Origin of the sequence: Micromonospora cynarisoli, from assembly GCF_030518815.1 — a bacterium.
Classification (GTDB): domain Bacteria; phylum Actinomycetota; class Actinomycetes; order Mycobacteriales; family Micromonosporaceae; genus Micromonospora; species Micromonospora wenchangensis.
This window is the reverse complement of sequence record NZ_CP130426.1, coordinates 3,790,544-3,812,659: the sequence shown is the minus strand read 5'-3', so window position 1 is coordinate 3,812,659 and position 22,116 is coordinate 3,790,544. Positions and strand designations below refer to the sequence as shown.

Genomic DNA, 22,116 nt, shown 5'->3' with positions numbered 1-22,116 from the left:
TGCCGGGTGGGGTGACGCGAACCTCTTGATCGCCGGTGCAGACCGGGGGTGGGAGAGTGATCCGGGGAGGGGTTAGTCGCGGTGGTGGCGGCCGCTGGTGCGCAGTGAGCGGCGGCCGCTGTCCCGGTCCGGTTCGTTGTCGGCCAGGGGCTTGCCCAGGCCGGTGACCCAGTCGACGTACTCCTCGTCGTCCGGCGTCGCCGACTTCGGGTAGGCCTCGTCCGCCGGGGCGTCCTGCGGGGAACGGTTACGCCGGAACAGTCCCCGTCGGCCCTTGGCCTTCCCGGTCCGCTCCGGCGCGCTGCCGTCGCCCGGGGCGGGATCGGCCTGGTCAGGATCGGGGGACGAACCGGCCACCGGTGCGGTGCCGTGGGGCTCCTCCGGCTCCCAGCGGAGACTGACCGGCTGCGGGGCGTCCGGCTGCCCGGCGTCGCCCGGTTCGGGAAACGGCAGGGCTCCTCCACCGGTCGCGGCGGACCGGGCACGGCTGGCCCACTTCGCCCGGGGCTTGGGCGTGGCGACGGGCCCGTCCCCGGGGGCCGGACCGGTGCCTGCCTCCTGCTCCACTCCGACCTCGTTGCCGGGCTGCTCGGGCGGTGCCGCCTTCCGCTGTCCGGCACGGCTTCGCGGCGACCCGGCCCGGCCCGATCCGGCTTCGGCGGGCGACGTCGCACCCGGCTCGGCCCCGGCCGGCTTGTCCGGGTCCGCCGTCGCGTCCGGGCCGGTCGGGGGCGGTCCGGTCGGGCCCGGAACAGGATCGATCGGGGCAGAGCCGGTCGAGGTCGGACCGGTGGGGGTCGAGCCGGCCCAGGGACCAGTCAGAACCGGCTCGACCCGGGTCGAGCCGGGCTGAGCGGGCCCGGTCGGGGACGGGGTGGTGCGGGGGGCGTGCCGGTCGGCGACAGTGGCGGCGGGGTCAGGCCAGTCCCAGTGGGCCGGGTGACGACCGGTGCCCGGTACGTCGGGCGACGGCCACCCCGGACCCGTGTCGGCCTCCGCTCCGGCGGCCGTCCGGGAGAGGGCGGCGTCCGGCTGGTCGGGGTGGAGAGAGCCGGCGGCGGCGCTCAGGTCCACGGTGTCCTGCTCGTCCGCGCCGGTGCCGGCCGGGTCGGCGCAGGCCAGGGTACCCCGGTCCGGGCCGGAGCCGGCCGCGGCGGTGCGGGCCGGGTCGGGTACGGCCGGCAGCGGGGCGAGGATGTCGGTCGGCTCGATCGCCGTTCCGCCGTCGCGGCGGGCGGTGCGGGCGGGCAGCAGCGGCCAGCGCGCCAGGGTGGCGGCGACCGAGCCGAGCGCGCCGGTGACGACCGCGATCACCGCGCCGTAGTACGGGGCGAGCTGGTACCGGTCCACCTGGTCACCCGGCCCGGCGGTCAGGTAGGCGAAGGCGAGCAGCACCGGCCCGGCCACCCCGGCGGCTCCCCCGATCAGCGGGGGGTGTCCCCGTCGCCGGGCCAGCCCGCCGGTCACCGCGCCGGCCACCAGCGCGATCACGGGCAGCAGCAGCATCGCCAGCCGCTGTGCCCCGTCCGGGCCGAGCCAGGAGGGTTCCAGCACTCCCAGGCGTACGGTGCGCAGCGGTTCGCTGGACAGCACCGCCGGTGCGACCGACAGGAGCGCGACCAGCCAGACCGTCCCGCCCAGCAGGGCGACGTTCCAGCCCAGCGGGGGGCGCAGCAGGACGGCCGAGGCGGCGCCCGCGCCGACCACCGCCCCGGCGACCGCGCAGATGCCGACCGCCCAGACCGGATCGACGGCGTTCAGGTCGGCGGCCCGCGCGGGCTGCATGCAGAGCGGGGCGACGACCAGCGCGCCGAGCGCGGCGACGCCGGAGATCGCGAGCTGGACGGGGGTGCCCTCGGGCAGCCCTTCGCGCCGGGCGAGCCGGCCGGTGAGGACCGCGCCGACCACGGCGGCGGTCACCGCGAACCAGCCGACCCAGGCGAGCTGGGCCGGCCAGCGGTTGACGTCGGTGAAGTCGCCGGTGAGTCGGACGATGCCGAAGCCGTACGCGATGCCGAGTTGGCCGGCCCCGGCCAACATGCTCACCCCGAGTGCGGTGAGCAGCAGTTTGCCCCACGTCCGAAAGGCCATGTGGCGCACGTTACGGCCAGGTGCCCCCGATCGCCACTGCGGCGCGGCGCGGTCGTGACCACCTGTTACCCAAGCTCTACCAGCGACTACTTCAGCTCGACCAGGCGGGCCAGGTAGGTCGTGTCCCCGACGTTGGTGAGCATGTGGACGGCGCCCGGGTCCCGGTAGACCACCCCGCCGGCGGGTTCGTCGGCGTCGATCCGGGTACCGTCGATCGTCTGCACCACGTTCTTCGCGCCCTCGATCGCCACCACCAGGTACGGGTGGTCGTGCCGGTGCAGCGGTTGACGCTCGCCCGGGGCCAGCCGGATGTGCCAGACCCGCACCCGGTCGTTCTCGAAGACGATCTCCTGGCCGACCGGGCCGAGTTCGAGGTCGTGCGTCACGTCGGTCATCGGGTTCCGTCCAGTTGGGGGAGCACCTCGGCGGCGATGAGCTCCAGGTGGTCGAGGTCGTCGAGTTCGATCAGCCGCAGGTGGACCCGGGTCGCGCCGATCGCGGCGAACTCGCCGATCCGGTCGACCAGTTGGGCGGGGGAGCCGACCACCGGGTCCTCCGGCGGCAGGGCGCTCTTGACGTGCAGCGGCGCGGCCCGGCGGCGGGCTTCGGCGTCGGTACGCCCGACCGCCACCACGATCCCTGCGGAGAGCACCAGCGGGGCCCGACCCGACTCGGCCCGGCCGGCCCGGTCGCAGGCTTCCCGTACCCGGTCGTACGCCTCGGCGGTCTCCTCGACCGACTTGAACGGCATGTTGAACTCGTCGGCGTACCGGGCGGCGAGGTCGGGGGTGCGCTTCGGTCCCCGACCGCCGACGATCACCGGCGGGCCGGGCTGCTGGACCGGCCGGGGCAGGGCCGGGGCGTCGACGAGCCGGTAGTGCTCGCCGGCCCAGCTGTACGTCTCGCCGACCGGGGTGCGCCACAGCCCGGTGACGATCTCCAACTGCTCGGCGAGCCTGTCGAAGCGTTCGCTGACGCCGGGGAAGGGGATGCCGTACGCGGTGTGTTCCCGCTCGTACCAGCCGGCGCCGATGCCCAGCTCGACCCGTCCGCCGCTCATCTGGTCGACCTGGGCGACCATCACGGCCAGCGGGCCGGGCAGCCGGAAGGTGGCCGAGGTGACCAGGGTGCCGAGCCGGATGCGGGAGGTTTCGCGGGCGAGCGCGGCCAGGGTCAGCCAGGCGTCGGTGGGGCCGGGCAGCCCGGGTTCGTCGCCCATCGCCCGGTAGTGGTCGGCCCGGAGGAACCCGTCGAAGCCGCCGGCCTCGCAGAGCTGGGCGAACCGGAGCTGGTCGTCGTAACTGGCGCCCCGGTGCGGTTCGGTGAACACGGCCACCCGCATGGTCATCGTCCCTCCACCCCGGCCGCCGCCGGCAGGTCCCGTTCCATCAGCAGTTCGTGCAGGTCGGCGCTGACCCGGGCGACGTCGGCCAGGTGCGCGTTGCGGCCGAGGGTACGGGGCCTGGGGATGTCCACGTCGACGATCTTGCGGATGCGCCCGGGGCGGGGGCTGAGCACGACCACCCGGTCGGCCAGCAGCACCGCCTCGTCGATGGAGTGGGTGACGAAGACGACTGTCGCGCCGGTCTCCATGTGCACCCGTTGCAGTTCCCCGGAGAGTTCCTCGCGGGTGAGCGCGTCCAGGGCGGAGAAGGGTTCGTCCATCAGCATCACCCGGGGCTCGCCGATCAGCGACCGGCACAGCGACACCCGCTGCTGCATGCCGCCGGAGAGTTCGTGCGGCAGGCGCTTCTCGAAGCCGGCCAGACCGGAGAGTTCCAGCAGCTGGCGGGCGCGGTCGCGGTGCTTGGCGCGGCTCCAGCCGAAGATCTCGGCCGGCAGCAGCACGTTGTCGAGCACGCTGCGCCAGGGGAGCAGGGCCGGCTTCTGGAAGAGCATCGCGACGTCCCGGCGGGGCCTGGTGATCCGGCTCCCGGCCACGGTGATCTCACCGCCGCTGACCGGCAGCAGTCCGGCGATCATCCGGAGCAGGGTCGACTTGCCACAACCGGAGCGGCCGAGCACGGCGAGGAACTCGCCCTCGGCCACGTCGAGGTTGATCCCGCGCAACGCCTCGACCCGCCCGGAACGGCCGTCGAACGTACGCGACACATCGGACAGTCGGATCATCGCCGTCGGTCTCCCCTGATTCGGCGGTCAGGAATCCGACAAGGATATCCCCAGCGTGTCGGCCGCTCACTGTCCGGGGTGGAACGGAGTTGTTTCCGTTCCGCAACCCGATCCGCCTGGTGTGGTGACGGTAAGTGTCTCGTACTCTGTGCCAGCGAAGAGTCCCTTCACGACGGCGGCTCGGTGCCCCCTCACGCCGTGCCGCCGACCGACAACCCCCTCCGGGTACACCGCCCGGTCGGAAAGGACATGGTGCACAGATGACAAGGCTGACCCGCACGGTCGCCGCGGCCACCCTGGCCACCGCCCTCGCTCTGGTCTCCGCCTGCAGTGGCGGGTCCGACTCGGCGGACGCTGCAAAGACCGGCGACGGCTCATCGCTGGAGAAGGTGACCTATCTCACCTCGTTCGGCAATTTCGGTCGTGACTCCTACGCCTGGGTGGCGAAGGACAAGGGCTTCTTCAAGGAGGCCGGCTTCGACGTGGAGGTCAAGGCCGGTCAGGGCACCGGCGCGGTCATCCAGACCATCGTCGGCGGCCAGGCCGACTTCGGCCCGATCGACCTGACCGGTGGCCTGCTCCAGGTCGGCAACGGGCAGGCGAAGGACTTCGTGGCGGTGGCCGCGATCCAGCAGCGCACCATGGCCGCCATCGTCTCGGTCGAGGGCAAGAACATCGCCACGCCGAAGGACCTGGAGGGCAAGAAGCTCGCGGACACCCCCGGCTCCGTCGTGCGCAACCTCTTCCCGACCTACGCCCGGATGGCCGGGGTGGACTACAACAAGGTCACCTGGGTCAACGGCGACGCGCAGACCCTGATGGGCACGCTGGCCTCCGGCCAGGTGGACGGCATCGGCCAGTTCGTCGTCGGCCAGCCGACCGTCGAGGCGGTCACCAAGAAGAAGCCCGTCGTGCTGCCGTACAGCAACGTGATGCAGGACCTCTACGGCAACGCGCTGATCACCTCCAGCAAGATCGCCAAGGAGAACCCGGAGAAGGTGAAGAAGTTCACCGCCGCGCTGCTCAAGGGCCTGGAGTACGCTCTGGCCAACCCGCAGGAGGCGGCCGACATCCTGAAGAAGAACGTGAACACCACCAACCCGGCCGCCGCCGCTGCCGAGTTGCAGCTGATGGCCGGCTACGTCCGCTCCAGCAACTCAGGCACCGCCATCGGCACCCTGGACAGCGACCGGGTCGCCAAGAGCATCGCCATCCTCCAGGGCGCCGGCGCGCTCAAGTCGAACATCACCCCGGACCAGATCATCAACTTCGACCTCGTACCGAAGGCCTGACCGACACCGACGGTGCCACGGGGGTGCGACCCAGCGGGACGACCGGTGGGCGCACCCCCGTCGTGTGCCGGCCAGCGTGCCGGCAGGAGAGGAGGACCCTGTGACGGAGTCGATCCGGACCCGTCCCGTACCCGGTTCGGTCGGACCGCCGACCGCGCCGAGCGCCGTGCCGACCGTTCCCCCGACGCCCGGCCGGTCACCCTGGTCCCGGATGCGCCCCGCGACGGTCGGCCTGCCGCTGCTCGGCCTGGTGGTCACGGTGGCCGTCTGGTGGGCGGTCACCTCCGGGCTGCACCTGGTGCATCCGGCGTCCCTGCCGCCGCCGCAGGCGGTCGGGAACTCACTGACCGCGTCGGCGGACGTGCTCTTCCCGGCGCTGGGCACGACCACCCTGATGACCCTGCTCGGCTTCCTGCTGTCGGCGGTCGCCGGGGTGCTGATCGGGATGGCGCTGGCCGCCTCCCGGCGGGTCGAGCGGATGTTCGCCCCGCTGCTGGTGGCGATCAACGCGGTCCCGAAGATCGCGCTGGGGCCGCTGCTGGTGGTCTCGGTCGGCTGGGGGACCAAGCCGATCCTGACCATGGTGTTCCTGCTCTGCTTCTTCCCGATCGTGCTCTCTACCGCCACCGGTCTGACCACCACCCCGGCCGACCTGGCCGAGCTGGCCCGGTCGCTGAACGCCTCCTGGTGGCAGTCGTTCCGCAAGGTCCGGTTCCCGGCCGCGCTGCCGCAGATCTTCGTCGGGCTGAAGGTGGCGATGCCGCTGGCCGCGATCGGCGCGGTGATCGGGGAGTTCTACTCCGACAAGCCGGGGCTGGGCTACCAGATCCTCCAGTACAACGGCGCGGGCGACACGGCGACCGCGTGGGCGGCGATCGTGCTGATCGCCGCCATGAGCATCCTGCTCTACTCGGCGTTGTCCCTGGTGGAGCGGCTGGCCCTGCCCTGGGTCCGGGCCACCACCTCGGCCCGCTGACCCGTCCGGACGACCCCCGACGCCACTGACGGGCCGACCCCACCCGGGGACCGGCCCGTCAGCGCGCGGTGGTCAGCCCGCCAGCCGCCACCGGCCACCGCGCGCGACCAGCGTGGTCAACGCCTGCGGCATCAGGCCGGAGTGGTTGTCCGGGGTCATCCGGATCGGCCCGGACAGGCCGTCGAGCTGGGACGTCTCCAGCACGTCGCGCAGACCGTCCCGGTCGACCTTGCCGTCGGGGCCACCGGAACGCAGCGCCGAGTCGGCGATCAGCTGCACGGCGTCGGCGGCGAACGACGACAGTCCGTTGTAGCCGCCGAACCGGGCGGTGTAGTCCTGGAACCACTGCCGGCGGGCGGCCTTGGCCGGGGTGGTGGCGATGACGTCGTCGATCACCATGGTCTGCGTGAAGATCAGCGTGGCCCGTTCGGTGGCCCGGCCGGACCCGCCCAGGAACAGGTCACCCGCCGCGGCGGCGTCGAGGAAGAGCGATCCGCCGTAGCCGGACTGGTCGGCGGCGGTGGCGGCGAGGGTGGCCTGCTCCGGCGGGGTCCAGATGATCAGGGCGGCGGGGTCGCGGTTGGTCAGCCGGCGCACCGGCGCGGCCAGTTCGGTGTCGGTGGTGCGGACCGCCTCGGCGCGTACCCGCTTGATGGTGGTCTTGCCGAACTCGGCGTCCAGCGCGGCCAGGCCCTCGCGCCCGTAGTCGTCGTCGCTGTGCAGGACGCCGACCTCGGTGATCCCGCGCCGCCGCAGTTCGGCGGTGAGCGCGGCGGCGCTGTCGGCCGCGTTCGGCGCGAGCTTGAACACGTACCGGCGTTCGGGGACCGGGTTGGCGACCGCACCGGACGGGGCGAGCGCGATGGTCGGGATCTTCCGCTCGTTGATGGTACGCACGGCATCGACGGCGCACTGGTTGCAGCCGCCCATGATGATGGCGTTGACCGTGGCGTCGTTGCTGAAGTCGCCGATGTTGCGCAGCGACTCGGCGGCGTCGGAGCGGTTGTCCTTGACCACCAGCTTGATCTTCCGCTCGCCCAGGGCGCCGGACGAGTTCAACTGGTCGACCTTCAGTTCCAGGGCGCGCTGGTACGCCTTGCCGACCGGTGCGGCGGCACCGGAGAGTTCGAGGTCGGCGGCGATGGTGATCGGGCTGCTGTCCTTCTCTGCCGCGCCGAACGAGCAGCCGGTGAGCGTGGCGGCCAGCACGGCCGATGCGAGCGCCACGATGGTCGCGGAGCGGATGGGGCTCAACTCAGTCCTCCAGGTGCGGCGCGGGCGAGGCCCGGTCACCGCCGCTAGTCCGTCCTCAGTGGAGAAACGGGATTGTGTGCCGTACGGTGTGCGCGAAAGCCTGCAAAACCTTGCCAATGCGGGGGCGTGCGGTCAAGCGCGATGCTGACGGCGGTTTCGGGACGCGAATCTCACATTGTGGGGACATCAGATATTTACCCATGCTCACTCATCAGAGGCGAACGAACACTCTGGAGTGACATGCCCTGTTCAGGGGTGGCCTGCTCAGCAGGGAAAATGGTGACCAGCGCACTGGTCGACCGATTCCTGTCCGAACGCCGCTTCCCAAACAGGATCTTCTCTGATGAAATCGCGGCCGTGCCGCGCATGGCGCTGTCCGTCGCACCAGGCGCGGGTCGGCGGGTCAGGCGTGTGGAAGATACGACGGAGGCGATGTCGTGAGCACCGGACCGACGACCCTGCCCGAGCCAGGCGAAAACGCCGGACCCGACCGGGAGCGCCGACTGCCCCGGTTGCGGGATGCGCGGATTCGTTCCAAGCTCGCCCTCATTCTGGTCGTACCGGTCGCCGCAGTCATCGCGTTGGCAACAATCCGACTCGTCTCCACTACCGAGGGTGCTGTCGACGCGACCCAGATCCGATCGCTGACGGCGCTGTCCATCGACGTCTCCGCGCTGACGCAGGACCTGCACAAGGAACGGATGGCAGCCGCCGCCTACCTGGCGAACCCGCAGCTGCGCCCCGACGACTACAACCTGCGGGTGCGGGCCACCGGCGAGCGGATCAACGCGTACCGGGCCGAGCGGGCCGACCTCGGCGAGGTCCCGTCCTCCGTGCGGGACCGGCTCAAGGTGATCGACGACCACCTGCGGACGCTCGACGCGACCCGGCAGGAGGTGCTCGACCGCCGGCAGATGCCGGTCGCCGAGGCCACCCTGCGGTACGGCGTGATCCTCACCGACCTGGTCTCGTACGGCGACACCCTGGCCCAGTTGCCCGGCCAGCAGAGCCTCGCGGACGCCCGCCGCGCGGTGGCCGCGTTCAGCCGGGCCAAGTCGGCAGTCGCCGAGGAAGAGGCGGTCGCCTACACCGCGCTGGTCGGCGGACGCCTCGACGAGGAGCAGTTCTCCTCCTTCGTGGCGACCCTGACCAGCCAGCAGGAGGCGCTGCTCGGCTTCTCCCTGGCCGCCGACCCCACCCAGCGCGCGCTGGTCGACAGCGCGGTCTCCGGTGACGCCGTCGGCCTCGCCGACCGGGTCGCCGCCGACATCACCCGCTCGGTCGGTCAGCGCAGCCCGGTCAGCGCCGGTGACGCCAGCGCCGCGATCGGCGCGGTCAACGACCTGATGCGGTGGACCGAGATCCAGCTCCAGGACACCCTGCTCGCCCGCTCCGAGCAGGCCCGCAGCGACGTCATCCAGCAGGCCGTCATCGAAACGGTGCTGGTGCTGCTCACCCTCATCGTGGCGATCACCCTCGCGGTGGTGCTGGCCCGCTCGCTCAACCACTCGCTGCGCCGGCTGCGGGAGGGCGCGCTGTCGGTGGCGAACCACGACCTGCCGGACGCGGTCAAGCGGCTGCAGAACATGGGCAGCGTCGGTGACGGCGGTGTCGAGGAGATCGTCCGCCAGGTGCGGGACCCGATCCGGTTGACCAACCGGGACGAGGTCGGCCAGGTGGCCCTGGCGTTCAACGTCGTCCACCGGGAGGCCGTCCGGGTCGCCGCCGAGCAGGCGGCCCTGCGGACCAGCGTCTCGGCGATGTTCCTCAACCTGGCCCGGCGCAGTCAGACCCTGGTCGACCGGATGATCGGCGAACTGGACGCGATCGAGCGCGGCGAGGAGGACCCGAAGCGGCTCGCCCAGCTCTTCGAGTTGGACCACCTCGCCACCCGGATGCGCCGCAACGACGAGAACCTGCTGGTCCTGGCCGGCGCCGACTCGGCCGTGCCGCGCCGCGACGACGCGCTGCTGGTCGACGTGCTGCGCGCCGCCCAGTCCGAGGTCGAGCTCTACAACCGGATCGAGTTCGGCACCGTCGACACCGACATCTCGGTCGCCGCCCACGCGGTCAACGACGTGGTACGGCTCGTCGCCGAGCTGCTGGACAACGCCACCCGCTTCTCGCCGCCCACCACCACCGTGGTCGCCGACGGCAGGCGCATCCGCGACTACGTGCTGATCCAGATCGAGGACCGGGGGCTCGGCCTCACCGACGAGCAGCTCGACTCGCTCAACCGCCGGCTCGCCGCCCCGCCGACGGTGGACGTGGCCGCCTTCCGGCTGATGGGTCTCGCCGTGGTCAGCCGGCTCGCCAGCCGGTACGGCATCAGGGTGGAGCTGCGCCGCAACGTCGAGGGCGGCACCGTCGCCCAGGTGACGCTGCCCAACGCCACCGTGGTGCTCCCCGCCCACCGGGGCCGGGACCAGGCGATCAGCCGCCCCCGCCAGCCGCTGGCGGTCGAGCAGCCGCCCGCCCCCGCCGGTATCGGTGGCGCCCTCAACGGGTCCCGCAGCGCGGCGGCGACCCTGACCGACCAGTGGCGCAACACCCCGCCGGCCCCGGCCCCCTGGCAGCCGCCGGTGGACGCCCGGGACACCGCCCCCGCCGTGCAGTTCGGCGGGCCGGTCTCCGCCCCGCCGTTCGCGCCGGTCCCCACCCCCGCGACCGCCGACTCCGGGTTCAACGCCTTCTCGGCCGGCAGCCCCACGATGGCGAACCCGACCATCGACCCGCTGCCGCGCCGGGCCGCGCCGGGCGAGACCGCCCCGGTCCTGCCGACCGGCCCGGTCGCCGGTGCCGCACCGCACGCGACGGAGTCGTACGGCGCGGGGGCCATGCCGTTCGCCGGGGCACCGGCGGCGACCCCGTACGCCGGCGTACCGGCCGCCACCCCGTACGCGGGCGCACCGGCGGCGACCCCGTTCGCGCCGGCCGCTGCCGCGTCGTTCGCCCCGGCCGCCCCACCGGCCGCGTACGCGGCCCCCGCCGCGCAGCCGTACACCGCGCCGGCCACCTCGTACACCCCCCCGGCCCCGGCCCCGTCGACGCCGGTGGTGGCCCGCCCGGACCGGCCGGCCGACTCGCCGATCTTCCGGGAGATGGAGGCGGTGTGGTTCCGGTCCCACGGTGACGACGCCACCGCGATCTTCACCCGGCCCCGGTTCGACGAGGAGCCGCCGGCCGCGCCGGCCCGCCCGAACGGCGCGACCACGCCGGCACGCCCGCCGCTGCCCACCCGGGTGCCTACCGCACCGACCGCCGCCGGCACGCCGACCGTGACGCCCGCCGCCCCGGCGGCCCCGCCCGCCCCGGCCCCGGCCGCCCCGGCGGCGCCCGCCGCGACCGGTCCCGTACCGCCGGCCGCCACCGCGTCGCCGACGTACGGCACGCCCCCGCCGGTCGCCCCCGAGGCACCGGCGACCCCGCCGGCCACCGATCCCGACGCGTGGCGGACGGCGGCCGACGAGGGCTGGACCCGGGCCAGCCAGGCGGCCGAACCGGCCAACGCCGGCACCACCCGGTCCGGCCTGCCCAAGCGGGTGCCCCAGGCGCAGCTCGTGCCCGGCGGAATCGAGCCGAAGGGTGGCCGGGACCGCAGCCGCCGCACCCCCGACGAAGTACGCGGCCTGCTCTCGGCCTACCACCGCGGCGTCCAGCGCGGTCGCACGGCGGGCGCGGACCTCAACAGCACCTCGACCAAGGAGACGAACCGATGAACAGGCCAGCTGCCATGCAGGACATGGGTTGGCTGCTCACCAACTTCGCCGACAGCGTGGCGGGTATCGCCCACGTGGTGGCGGTGTCCGCGGACGGGCTGCTGCTCGCCTCCTCGCGGGACCTGCCCGCCGACCGGGCCGACCAGCTCGCGGCGATCACCTCCGGCGTGGTGAGTCTGACCGAGGGTGCCGCCCGGATGTTCAGCGCTGGCGGGGTGCTGCAGACAGTGATCGAGATGGACAGCGGCTACCTGTTCCTGATGTCGATCAGTGACGGCTCGTCGATGGCGGTGCTCGCCGCTCGCAGCTGTGACGTGGGTCAGGTCGGTTACGAGATGGCGCTGCTGGTCGAGCGGGTGGGCGCGGCGTTGGTGCCGCTGCCCCGGGACGCCGTGCGCTCGTAGCCACGGCGGTGGGTGGGCCGGGCGCGACCGCGTCCGGCCCGAGTGACGAAGCATCCGGGCCCGGACCCGGGCGGGAGGAGGTGATCGAGGGATGGACCCCCGGCGGGACCCACGTGGAGCGTTGGTACGTCCGTACGCGGTCACCCGGGGCCGCACCGAACCGAGCCGGGACATCGCGCTGGAGGCGGTGCTCAGCTCCAACGCGACCCAGGTGGCCGAGTCCCGCTTCGCCGGACACGACAAGTACCGAATCGCCACCGTCTGCGAGGGACGGGCGCAGTCGCTGGCGGAGATCGCCGCATACACCCGGATGCCGTTGGGCGTCGCCCGGGTGCTGATCGCCGACCTGGTCGCCGACGGTCTGCTCACGCTACACACTGCCGCTCCCGCCGAGGGGTTCGAGGAGCGAATGGAAATCCTTGGAAGGGTGCTAAGTGGACTTCGCAGGCTATGACCCCGCCGGGTCGCGCCAGAGCCGGGGAATCGTCTCCGCGAAGATCGTGGTCGCGGGTGGCTTCGGCGTGGGCAAGACGACCCTGGTCGGGGCGATCTCCGAGATCACTCCGCTGACCACCGAGGCGCTGATGACCGCCGCCGGTGTCGGCATCGACGACCCGTCGAAGGTGCCCGGCAAGGAGACCACCACGGTCGCCATGGACTTCGGCCGGATCACCATGGCGCAGGACCTGATCCTGTACCTGTTCGGCACCCCCGGCCAGACCCGGTTCTGGTTCATGTGGGACGAGATCATCAGGGGTGCGGTGGGTGCCGCCGTCCTGGTGGACACCCGCCGGATCACCGACGCCTTCGCCCCGCTGGACTACTTCGAGAACCGCAACCTGCCGTACGTGGTGGCGCTGAACCGGTTCGACGGCGCGGACATGTACGAGCCGGAGGAGGTCCGGGAGGCGTTGGCCATCTCGGCGGACGTGCCGCTGGTGATGTGCGACGCCCGGGACCGCGAGTCGGTCAAGCGGGTGCTGGTGACGGTGGTGGAGCACGCCATGATCCGGCTCCAGGCCGAGCACGGCCGGGGTTTCCCCACCCCGGTGGGCTGAGCCACCCCTGACGACCCGGCCCGCCCCGCCGCGTGACGGTGGGGCGGGCCACCGGGTCACTCCACCCGGAGCCGGTAGCCGCGCTTGACCACGGTCTGCACCACCCGGGGCGCGCGCAGTCCCACCCGCAGCCGGGCCACCGCCATCTCCACGGCGTGCTCGTCGGCCCCCCGGGGCAGCGTACGCAGCAGTTCGGTCCGGGACAGCACCCGACCGGGCCGGGTGGCCAGTGCCCGCAGCACCGCCATCGGGGCGGGGGCCAGCGGGCGCAGTTCCCCGTCGATGACTGCGGCATGCCCGCGCAGGGTCAGCAGGTGCCCGGCCGCCTTCACGGTGACGGTACGGCGGGGCAGTTCGTCCACGATGGTCCGGACCAGTGCGCCGAGCCGGGCGCGGCTGGGCGCACTGACCGGCACCCCCCGCCGGACCAGGGGTTCGGCGGTCACCGCGCCGACACAGCTGACCAGCACGTCCCCGCGCAGCGCGGCAAGCACCGTCTCGGTCCGGTCCCCGGCGGCCCGGAGCAGCGCCTCCGCCGCCGGGGCGGAGGTGAAGGTGACGGCGTCGACCAGCCGGCCGGCGACCAGGTCGATCAGCCTGTGCAGCGGGGCCGGGTCGGTCGGTGGGGCCCACCGGTAGACGGGCACCTCGATCACGGTGGCACCGGCGGCCTCCAGCGCCTCGGTGCACTCCGGCTGCCGGTCGCCGTGCAGTTGCATGGCGATCACCTGCCCGGCCACCCCGCGCCGGCACAGGTGCTCCACCACCTCCTCGCAGCTCTCCGAGGACGGTGACCACTGGTCGTGCAGGCCGGCGGCGCGGATCGCGCCCCGCGCCTTGGGGCCCCGAGCCACCACGTAGGCCCGGGACAGCACGTTCTTCAACGGCTCGGCCAACCCCCAGCCCTCGGCCGCCTCCAGCCAGCCGCGCATGCCGATGCCGGTGTTGGCCATCAGCACGTCCGGCGGCCGGTCCAGGCAGGCCCGGGTGGCGTCCCGCAGGTCGGTGTCGTCGGCCAGCGGCACGATCCGCAGGGCCGGGGCGAGTACCACCCGGGCACCGCGCCGTTCCAGCAACGCGGCCAGTTCGTCGCGTCGCCGGTCGGCGGTCACCCCGATGGTGAAGCCGGCCAGTTCGTCCCGCATCACTCCTCCTGTCGCAGCCGCACCTCGACCAGGCCGTCCCGGCAGCGGACGTCGTACCGGGGCAGGGTCACCCCGGGCAGGTCCAGGCAGAGCCCGGTTCGCAGGTCGTACACCTGCTTGTGCAGGGGGGAGGCGACGGTGGGCGCCCCGCCCCGGCTGCCGACGATGCCCCGCGACATCACGTATGCGCCGCTGAGCGGGTCGAGGTTGTCCACCGCGAACAGTTCGTCGTCGAGCCGGAAGATCGCCACCTGGACGCCGTCGACGAGGGCGGCGACGCCCCGTTCGGCCTCCAGCCGGTCCAGCGGGCAGACCGGGGTCCAGTCGACGGTGACGGTGCCGCTCATCGCCGCACCTCCGGCAGGCCCAGGGCGACCGGTTGCCGGCGTCGGACGGGTGCCTCCTCGGGTGACGTGCCGCCGTCAGGTGGCGCGGTCCCGGCGGGACGGCTGTCCCGCGTCGGCACCGGCTGGCCGCGTTCCACGGCGAAGGTGATCGACGGGTCCGGCACGTCGGGGGCGTTGACGAACGAGGTGAACCGACGCAGCCGGTCAGGGTCGTCGAGCACGTCCCGCCACTCGTCGGAGTAGGACGTGACGTGCCTGGCCATCGCCGCGTCGAGTTCGGCGCAGAGCCCGAGCGAGTCGTCGACGATCACCGAGCGCAGGTGTTCCAGGCCGCCGTCCATCGCCTCGATCCAGGCGGCGGTGCGTTGCAGCCGGTCGGCGGTGCGGACGTAGAACATCAGGAACCTGTCGATCAGCGTGATCAGTTCCTCGGTGGTCAGGTCGGTGGCGAACAGGTCGGCGTGCCGGGGCCGGAAGCCGCCGTTGCCGCCGAGGTAGAGGTTCCAGCCGGTGTCGGTGGCGATGATGCCGAAGTCCTTGCTGCGCGCCTCGGCGCACTCCCGGGCGCAGCCGGAGACGGCGGACTTGAGCTTGTGCGGGGCCCGCAGCCCCCGGTAGCGCAGTTCCAGCGCGACGGCCAGGCCGACCGAGTCCTGCACCCCGTACCGGCACCAGGTCTCGCCGACGCAGGACTTCACCGTGCGCAGCGCCTTGCCGTACGCGTGGCCGGACTCGAAGCCGGCGTCGACCAGCCGCCGCCAGATCTGCGGCAGCTGCTCGACCCGCGCGCCGAACAGGTCGATCCGCTGCCCACCGGTGATCTTGGTGTAGAGCTGGAAGTCGCGGGCCACCTCACCGATCACGATCAACTTGTCCGGGGTGATCTCGCCGCCCGGGATCCGCGGCACCACCGAGTAGCTGCCGTCGCGTTGCAGGTTGGCCAGGAAGTGGTCGTTGGTGTCCTGCAACGACGCCTGCTCGCCGTCGAGCACGTGCCCGGTGCCCAGCGAGGCGAGGATCGAGGCCACCACCGGCTTGCAGACGTCGCACCCCCGGCCCCGGCCGTGCTCGGCGACGAGCTGCGAGAACGTCCGGATGCCGCGCACCCGGACGATGTCGAACAACTCCTGCCGGCTGGCGTCGAAGTGTTCGCAGAGGGCGGTCGACTGCTGCACCCCGGCCGCGTCGAGCAGCGACTTGAGCATCGGTACGCAGGAACCGCAGCTCGTCCCGGCCCGGGTGCACGCCTTCAACGCCGGCACGTCGGTGGCCCCACCGGCGATCGCCGCGTCGATGTCGTCGCGGGTCACCGCGTTGCAGGAGCAGACCTGCGCGGCCCCGGGCAGCGCCGCCGCGCCGGCCCCCGCCCCACCGGCCGGGGCGAGCAGCGCCAGCGGGGGAGCGGGCAGCGGCCCGCCGACGCTGGCCCGCAGTGTCGGGTAGGCGGTCGCGTCCCCGACCAGCACCCCGCCGAGCAGCGTCCGCGCGTCGTCGGAGAGGACCAGCTTCGCGTACGAGCGGGTGGCCGGGTCGGTGAACGTGACGTCCAGGCAGCCCGGGGTGGTGCCGTGGGCATCACCGAACGAGGCCACGTCGACGCCGAGCAGCTTGAGCTTGGTGGCGCTGTCCGCGCCGGGGAAGGTGGCCGCGCCGCCGAGCAGCCGGTCGGCCACCACCTCGGCCATCGCGTACCCGGGGGCGATCAGGCCGTGACAGGTGCCGTCCACGGCGGCGCACTCGCCGACCGCCCAGATCCGCTCGTCGTCGCTGCGGCAGGTCACGTCGACCAGCACCCCGCCGCGGGGGCCCAGCGGCAGACCGGCGGCGCGGGCCAGCTCGTCGCGGGGCCGGATGCCGGCGGCCACCACGACCAGGTCGGCGTCGACGGTGCCGCCGTCGGAGAGGTCCAGCGCGGCGACCGTGCCGTCCGGGCCGGGCCGCAGCGCGGTGGTGCCCACCCCGAGGTGGGTGGTGACGCCCAGCTCCTCGACGTAGCGGCGCAGCATCGCCCCGCCCGCCTCGTCGACCTGCACCGGCATCAACCGGGGTGCGAACTCGACCACGTGGGTCCGCAGCCCCAGCAGCCGCAGCGCGTTGGCGGCCTCCAGCCCGAGCAGGCCACCGCCGATCACCGCACCGGTCGACCGGCCCCGGGCGTGCACCCGGATCGCCGCCAGGTCGTCGAGGGTGCGGTAGACGAAGACACCGGGCAGGTCGGTGCCGGTCACCGGCGGGACGAACGGGTACGACCCGGTGGCCAGCACCAGCGCGTCGTACGGGTGCTCCCCGGCCGCGGTGGTCACCACCCGCCGGTCCCGGTCGAGGCCGGTGACCGGCTCGCCGAGACGCAACTCCACCCCGTCGTCGGGGGTGTGCAGGTTCAGTTCCTCGGCGCTGACCCCGTCGAAGAACGCGGACAGCCGCACCCGGTCGTACGCCGGGCGGGACTCCTCGGCGAGCACCGTCACCTGCCAGCGCCGGTCGTGGTCGCGGGCACGCAGCGCCTCGACGAACCGCTGCCCGACCATGCCGTTGCCGACGACGACCAAACGTCCACCGGTCATCGGGTCACCTCCTCGTGGTGTCATCACGGTCATCGGGGCGTCCGCGCCGAGTCCGCCTCGGACAGCCAGTCGACGATGCCGCCGACAGCCTGCCGGCAGCCACCGCAGCCGGTTCCGGCCCGGGTCGCGGCGATCACCTCGTCGACCGTCCGGGCGCCGGCCTGCCAGCAGCGGACCAGGGTGCCCTTGTCGACGTCGTTGCACTGGCAGACGGTCGCCGCGTCCGGCATCAGCGCCGGGGAGGCGACCGGGGCGGCGGGAGCGCCGAGCGACCGGCCGAGCAGCAGTGCCCGCCGGTCGGTGGGGACCGGGGCGCCCCGGTCGAAGAGCTGCACCACCGTGCCGACCGACGGGTTGTCGCCGAGCAGGATCGCCCCGGTGAGCCGGTCGTGGTGGATGCGCAGCCGGGCGTACGTCCCCCGGGTCGGGTCGCTGAAGGTCAGCTCCTCGCCGGGGCCACCTGCCGGGTCGCCCATCGCGGCCAGGTCGATCCCGGCGGCCTTGAGTCGGGTCACCACCGGCCGGGGCCGGTAGCGGGCGGCGGGGTCCTCTCCGGTGAGCAGCCGGGCCACCACCCGGGCCTGCGCCCAGGCGGGTGCGACCAGCCCGGCCGGGCCCTCGCCGGGCGGGCGGGCGCAGTCGCCGATCGCCGAGATCGCCTCGTCGTCGGTGCGCAGCCGGTCGTCGACCAGCACCCCCCGGTCGACGGTCAGCCCGGCGGCGGCGGCCAGCTCGGTGTCGGGGCGGACCCCGCAGGAGAGCACCAGCAGGTCGGCGTCCAGGGCGGTGCCGTCGGCCAGGTCGAGCCGGACCCCGTCGGGGTCGGCGGCCAGCCCGGTCGCCGGGACGCCCAGCCGGGTGGCGACGCCGAGCCCGGCCAGCGTGCCGGCGAGCACCGCGCCGGCGGCCGGGTCGAGCTGCCGTTCCATCAGGTACGGGTGGGGGTGGACCACTGTCGTCGAGAGCCCCCGGGCGGCGAGGCCACGGGCCGCCTCCAGGCCGAGCAGCCCACCGCCGAGCACCAGCGCGGTGCGCGCCGACCGGGCGGTGGCGAGGATGCGGCGGCAGTCGGCCAGGGTGCGGAAGACGGCCACCCGGGGTGGCAGGGCGGCCGGGTCGAGGCCGGCCAGCGGGGGCACCACCGCCCGGCTGCCGGTGGCGAGGACCAGGTGGTCGTAGTCGAGGTCGCCGTCGGGGGTGCGCACCGTGCGGGCCGCCCGGTCGATCGCGGTGACCGTTGTGCCGGTCCGCACGTCGGTGCCCTGCCCGGCGACCTCAGCCAGCTCCACGTCGGGTTCGTCGACCTTGCCGGCGAGCAGCGTGGACAGCATGATCCGGTTGTACGCCCGGTGCGGTTCCGACCCGAGCACGGTGACCTTGCGGTCCCCGTTGCGCGCGTGCAGGTCGGTGGCGAGCCGGGCGCCTGCCATGCCGTACCCGACGATCACGATGTGGCCTGTCATGCGCGCTCCACCCGGACCGCGCAGATCTTGAACTCGGGCATCCCGGAGACCGGGTCGAGGGCGTCGTTGGTGACCGAGTTGGCGCGGGCCGCCCCGGGCCAGTGGAACGGGGCGAAGACGGTGTCCGGCCGGATGGTCGGGCTGAGCCGGGCCGGTGCCCGCAGCTCACCCCGGCGGGAGGCGACCCGTACCTCGTCGCCGTCGCCGATCCCGAGCCGGGCGGCCAGGTCGGGGTGCAGCTCGACGAAGCCGTGCGGGGCGGCCCGGCGCAGCGCGTCGACCCGCCGGGTCTGCGTGCCGGACTGGTACTGGGCGAGCACCCGTCCGGTGGTGAAGTGCAGCGGGTAGTCGGCGCAGACCGGCTCGGCCGCCGGCCGGTGCCGGACGGCGTGGAAACGGGCCCGGCCGGTCGGGGTGGGGAAGGAGTCGGCGAAGAGCCGGGGGGAGTCCGGTCCGTCCGGGTCGGGGCACGGCCAGAAGACCCCGTCGGCGGATTCGATCCGTTCCCAGCTGACCCCGGCGTAGTCGGCGACGCCACCGGCGGAGGCCCGGCGCAGCTCGGCGAAGACGACCCTCGGATCGGTGGGGAAGCGGTCCGCCGCCGGTTGCACCGGGCCGGTCGGCCCTGGTTCGTCGGGGGCGTCGAGGCGGGCCGCGAGGTCGGCGAGGACGGTCAGGTCGGTGCGGACGCCGGGAGGCGGCCGGCGCAGCGCGCGGCGGCGCAGCACCCGACCCTCCAGATTGGTCATCGTGCCGTCCTCCTCGGCCCACTGGGCCACCGGGAGCACCACGTCGGCCAGCTCGGCCGTCTCGGAGCGCAGGAAGTCGGCCACCACCAGCAGGTCCAGCCCGCGCAGCCGGGACTCGACCCGGGCGGCCCGGGGGGCGGAGACCACCGGGTTGGAGCCGAAGACCAGCAGCGCGCGGGGGCCGTCGGGGGTGCCGAGCGCGTCGAGCAGCTGGTAGGCGGGCACCCCGGGACCGGGCAGGTCGGCCGGGTCGACGCCCCAGACGCCGGCGACGTGGGCGCGGGCGGCCGGATCGTCGATCTTGCGGTAGCCGGGGAGCTGGTCGGCCTTCTGGCCGTGCTCGCGTCCACCCTGGCCGTTGCCCTGGCCGGTGAGGCAGCCGTACCCGGAGTGCGGGCGGCCGGGCAGGCCGAGGGCGAGGGCGAGGTTGACGTAGGCGCTGACCGTGTCGACGCCCTTGGCGTGCTGCTCGGCGCCCCGGGCGGTCAGGATGATCGCCGAACCTGCGGTGCCGAGCGCGCGGGCGGTCGCCTCCAGGTCGGCCACCGGCACCCCGGAGAGCCGTTCCACCTCGGCCGGCCAGTACTCGGCGACGGTACGGCGTACCGCGTCGAAGCCCTCGGTGCGGGCGGCGACGTACTCCCGGTCGATCAGTCCCTCGGTGAGCGCGACGTGCAGCAGCGCGTTGGCGACCGCGAGGTCGGTGCCGGGCAGCGGTTGCAGGTGCAGGTCGGCCTGGCGGGCGGTGGCGGTGAGCCGGGGGTCGACGACGATCAGCCGGCCGCCCCGGGCCCGCTGGTCGGTCAGGTGGCGCATCAGCGGCGGCATGGTCTCGGCCGGGTTCGCCCCGACCAGCAGCAGGGTGTCGGTCCGGCCCAGGTCGGTCAGCGGGAACGGCAGCCCCCGGTCGACGCCGAAGGCGCGCAGCCCGGCGGCCGCGGCGGAGGACATGCACCACCTGCCGTTGTAGTCGATGTGCCGGGTCCGCAGCGCCACCCGGGCGAACTTGCCGAGGGCGTACGCCTTCTCGTTGGTGAGCCCGCCGCCGCCGAAGACGGCGACCGCGTCCCGGCCGTGCGTGCGTTGGACGGTGCGCAGCCCGTCGACGATCCGCGCCAGCGCGGCCTCCCAGCTCGCCGGACGCAGCGTGCCGGACGGGTCGCGGACCAGCGGGGTGGTCAACCGGTCGGGGTGGTCGAGCAGGTCGGCGGCGGTCCAGCCCTTCTGGCACAGCCCGCCCCGGTTGGTGGGGAACTGTCGGGGCTGGACCTCGATCCGGCCGTCGTCGGCGTCCCGCAGGACCATGCCGCACTGGAGCGCGCAGTACGGGCAGTGCGTCTCCGCCTCCCGGGGCGGGGGCCCCGTTCGTGTCGCGGCGCGTGCACCGTCTGTCATGTCCGCAAAGCGTGCCGCCGGGCGGTTTCCGGCTGGGGTCCCTTCTGTTTCGGTCCTGTCAAGAGCGGTTCACACCGCACGGGGGTACCGGACCGGACGGTAGGGTCTATGATGTGGGACAAGAATCTTAATATGTGAGAGAGGTGGATCGTGGACGTGACGGCGGCCTTCGATGCGGTGGCGGGCTCCTACGATCAGGCCCGCCGCCGGCTCGTGCCCTGCTTCGACGACTTCTACGGCACCGCCGTCGAGGTGGCCGCCCCGCCGCTGCGGGCCGCGCTCGCCGCCGGCCGGACCCCCGAGGTGCTCGACCTGGGCGCCGGCACCGGGCTGCTCTCGCTGCTGCTCACCGCGGCGCTGCCCGGGGTGCGGGTGACCCTGGTCGACGGGGCCGCGCGGATGCTCGCGGTGGCCGCCGACGGGCTGACCGCCCGGGGGGTGGCGCACCGCACGGTCGTGGCCGACCTGGCCGATCCGCTGCCCGCCGGCCGGTACGACGCGGTGGTCTCCGCGCTGGCCGTGCACCACCTCGACGACGACGGCAAGCGGGCCCTCTACCGGCGGGCCGCCGACGCGCTCGTCCCCGGCGGGGTCCTGGTCAACGCCGAGCAGGTCGCCGGCCCCACCGCGACGCTGGACCGCCGGTACGACGACGTCTGGCTGGCGCAGACCGCCGCACGCGGGTCGGACGCCGACGAGATCGCCGCCGCCCGGGAGCGGATGCGGCACGACCGCCCGGCGTCGGTGGCGGACCAGTGCCGGTGGCTGGCCGACGCCGGCCTGGTCGACGTGGACTGCTTCTACAAGGCGTGGCGGTTCGCCGTCTTCGGCGGACGCCGCCCGGCCTGACCCGGCCGGCGGCCTGCCCCGTGGGCGGTCCGCCGGGGTGGGCGGGGATGACCGGCGGTCATACCGGGGGTAGGATCTGCGGCATGACTGCCAAGGTGACCCTCTCGTTCTCGGACGAGACGATCGAGGAGGCCCGCCGGTTCGCCAAGCGGGAGGGGCTGTCCCTCTCCGCCTGGATGGACCAGGCCGCCCGGGAGAAGGCCCTGCGGGAGGTGTTCACCGCGCACGCCGAGGCGGTCGGTCGGGCCGGGCTCGACCTGGAATCCGCCGCCCTCGCCGACGCCCGCGAGGTGGGGATGGTCGCCGACGTGCTGTTCGGTGGTCGCCCACGTGCTGCGTAGGGGAGAGGTCTGGCGCATCGAGGGCGCGCGGGAGCGGCTCGGCCTGGTGATCAGCTCCGACGTCTACAACTCCACCGACGTACCGATCGTGATCGTCGCCGAGGTGGTCGAGACCGCGCTGCTGCGCGACTCCCCGCTCGCCGTGCCGATGGGCGGCAACGTGGTCATGCCCGACCGGCTGTCCGCGCCGATGAAGAAGTGGTTCACCGAGTGCGTGGACGTCGCCGACACCGAGACCATGCAGCGGGTGACCCGCGCGCTGCGCATCCTCCAGGAACTCTGACCGCCTCACGGCAGGTCGCCGCGCGACGTGCGATTCCCGTTTCCGGAACGACCCAA

20 protein-coding genes are annotated in these 22,116 nt (G+C 73.7%); 10 read left to right on the top strand and 10 right to left on the bottom strand.

Annotated elements, in window-relative coordinates:
* Positions 1-72 precede the first annotated feature (72 nt).
* From Q2K16_RS16150 to Q2K16_RS16135, 4 genes are all read right to left on the bottom strand, one after another.
* Positions 73-2,091, bottom strand: coding sequence for a hypothetical protein (locus Q2K16_RS16150; RefSeq protein ID WP_302738366.1), 2,019 nt, complete (start codon positions 2,089-2,091; stop codon positions 73-75).
* Between the two features lie 86 nt (positions 2,092-2,177).
* The gene (locus Q2K16_RS16145; RefSeq protein ID WP_088647303.1) at positions 2,178-2,486 is read right to left on the bottom strand and encodes a cupin domain-containing protein; all 309 of its coding nucleotides are present in this window, start codon (positions 2,484-2,486) and stop codon (positions 2,178-2,180) included.
* Entirely contained in the window at positions 2,483-3,433 is a 951-nt protein-coding gene (locus Q2K16_RS16140; RefSeq protein ID WP_302746506.1) for an LLM class F420-dependent oxidoreductase, read from the bottom strand. Before Q2K16_RS16140 ends, Q2K16_RS16145 begins: the two co-directional genes overlap by 4 nt.
* 2 nt (positions 3,434-3,435) lie before the next feature.
* Complete coding sequence (locus Q2K16_RS16135; RefSeq protein WP_302738362.1) at positions 3,436-4,221, bottom strand: ABC transporter ATP-binding protein; 786 nt, start codon at positions 4,219-4,221, stop codon at positions 3,436-3,438.
* A gap of 260 nt (positions 4,222-4,481) precedes the next feature.
* Between Q2K16_RS16135 and Q2K16_RS16130 the strand changes: the two genes are divergently transcribed.
* Together Q2K16_RS16130 and Q2K16_RS16125 are read left to right on the top strand one after the other, a co-directional pair.
* Entirely contained in the window at positions 4,482-5,513 is a 1,032-nt protein-coding gene (locus Q2K16_RS16130; RefSeq protein WP_302738361.1) for an ABC transporter substrate-binding protein, read from the top strand.
* A 100-nt stretch (positions 5,514-5,613) separates the two neighbouring features.
* The gene (locus Q2K16_RS16125; protein ID WP_489671775.1) at positions 5,614-6,489 is read left to right on the top strand and encodes an ABC transporter permease; all 876 of its coding nucleotides are present in this window, start codon (positions 5,614-5,616) and stop codon (positions 6,487-6,489) included.
* A 72-nt stretch (positions 6,490-6,561) separates the two neighbouring features.
* On the opposite strand, the gene Q2K16_RS16120 is transcribed toward Q2K16_RS16125, so the two are convergent.
* The gene (locus Q2K16_RS16120) at positions 6,562-7,743 is read right to left on the bottom strand and encodes an ABC transporter substrate-binding protein (RefSeq protein WP_302738360.1); all 1,182 of its coding nucleotides are present in this window, start codon (positions 7,741-7,743) and stop codon (positions 6,562-6,564) included.
* Positions 7,744-8,022: 279 nt separating this feature from the next.
* Between Q2K16_RS16120 and Q2K16_RS16115 the strand changes: the two genes are divergently transcribed.
* The 5 genes from Q2K16_RS16115 (at position 8,023) to Q2K16_RS16095 (ending at position 12,924) form a co-directional block, all read left to right on the top strand.
* On the top strand, positions 8,023-8,184 hold the full coding sequence (locus tag Q2K16_RS16115; protein WP_302738359.1) for a hypothetical protein: 162 nt from the start codon (positions 8,023-8,025) through the stop codon (positions 8,182-8,184).
* Positions 8,181-11,462 carry a sensor histidine kinase gene (locus tag Q2K16_RS16110; protein WP_302738357.1) on the top strand — a complete coding sequence of 1,094 codons (3,282 nt, stop codon included), beginning with the start codon at positions 8,181-8,183 and terminating at the stop codon, positions 11,460-11,462. The genes Q2K16_RS16115 and Q2K16_RS16110 overlap by 4 nt, the downstream gene beginning before the upstream one ends.
* Positions 11,459-11,866 carry a roadblock/LC7 domain-containing protein gene (locus tag Q2K16_RS16105; protein ID WP_030329975.1) on the top strand — a complete coding sequence of 136 codons (408 nt, stop codon included), beginning with the start codon at positions 11,459-11,461 and terminating at the stop codon, positions 11,864-11,866. Before Q2K16_RS16110 ends, Q2K16_RS16105 begins: the two co-directional genes overlap by 4 nt.
* 91 nt (positions 11,867-11,957) lie before the next feature.
* Positions 11,958-12,320: a DUF742 domain-containing protein gene (locus Q2K16_RS16100; protein ID WP_088647420.1), complete on the top strand. Its 363-nt coding sequence runs from the start codon at positions 11,958-11,960 to the stop codon at positions 12,318-12,320.
* Positions 12,301-12,924: a GTP-binding protein gene (locus Q2K16_RS16095; RefSeq protein WP_302738348.1), complete on the top strand. Its 624-nt coding sequence runs from the start codon at positions 12,301-12,303 to the stop codon at positions 12,922-12,924. Before Q2K16_RS16100 ends, Q2K16_RS16095 begins: the two co-directional genes overlap by 20 nt.
* 56 nt (positions 12,925-12,980) lie before the next feature.
* Here the strand turns inward: Q2K16_RS16095 and Q2K16_RS16090 are convergent, their stop codons facing one another.
* Genes Q2K16_RS16090 through Q2K16_RS16070 form a run of 5 tightly spaced genes read right to left on the bottom strand, consistent with a single transcriptional unit; the run spans position 12,981 to position 20,587 of the window.
* Positions 12,981-14,069 carry a uroporphyrinogen-III synthase gene (locus tag Q2K16_RS16090; RefSeq protein ID WP_302738346.1) on the bottom strand — a complete coding sequence of 363 codons (1,089 nt, stop codon included), beginning with the start codon at positions 14,067-14,069 and terminating at the stop codon, positions 12,981-12,983.
* Complete coding sequence (gene nirD / locus Q2K16_RS16085) at positions 14,069-14,416, bottom strand: nitrite reductase small subunit NirD (protein WP_302738344.1); 348 nt, start codon at positions 14,414-14,416, stop codon at positions 14,069-14,071. The genes Q2K16_RS16090 and nirD overlap by 1 nt, the downstream gene beginning before the upstream one ends.
* Positions 14,413-16,980 (bottom strand): nitrite reductase large subunit NirB, encoded by a 2,568-nt coding sequence (gene nirB, locus Q2K16_RS16080; protein WP_302738342.1) that lies wholly within the window; start codon positions 16,978-16,980, stop codon positions 14,413-14,415. The genes nirD and nirB overlap by 4 nt, the downstream gene beginning before the upstream one ends.
* A 29-nt stretch (positions 16,981-17,009) precedes the next feature.
* Positions 17,010-18,443, bottom strand: coding sequence for an FAD-dependent oxidoreductase (locus Q2K16_RS16075; RefSeq protein ID WP_302738340.1), 1,434 nt, complete (start codon positions 18,441-18,443; stop codon positions 17,010-17,012).
* Positions 18,440-20,587 carry a molybdopterin oxidoreductase family protein gene (locus Q2K16_RS16070; RefSeq protein WP_302738339.1) on the bottom strand — a complete coding sequence of 716 codons (2,148 nt, stop codon included), beginning with the start codon at positions 20,585-20,587 and terminating at the stop codon, positions 18,440-18,442. Before Q2K16_RS16070 ends, Q2K16_RS16075 begins: the two co-directional genes overlap by 4 nt.
* A 150-nt stretch (positions 20,588-20,737) precedes the next feature.
* Between Q2K16_RS16070 and Q2K16_RS16065 the strand changes: the two genes are divergently transcribed.
* The 3 genes from Q2K16_RS16065 to Q2K16_RS16055 all read left to right on the top strand — a co-directional run bounded on the left by Q2K16_RS16065 (position 20,738) and on the right by Q2K16_RS16055 (position 22,060).
* Entirely contained in the window at positions 20,738-21,436 is a 699-nt protein-coding gene (locus Q2K16_RS16065; RefSeq protein WP_302738338.1) for a class I SAM-dependent methyltransferase, read from the top strand.
* 83 nt (positions 21,437-21,519) lie between these two features.
* Entirely contained in the window at positions 21,520-21,777 is a 258-nt protein-coding gene (locus Q2K16_RS16060; protein ID WP_091241872.1) for a DUF6364 family protein, read from the top strand.
* Positions 21,755-22,060: a type II toxin-antitoxin system PemK/MazF family toxin gene (locus tag Q2K16_RS16055; protein ID WP_302738333.1), complete on the top strand. Its 306-nt coding sequence runs from the start codon at positions 21,755-21,757 to the stop codon at positions 22,058-22,060. The genes Q2K16_RS16060 and Q2K16_RS16055 overlap by 23 nt, the downstream gene beginning before the upstream one ends.
* The last annotated feature ends 56 nt before the right edge of the window (positions 22,061-22,116 follow it).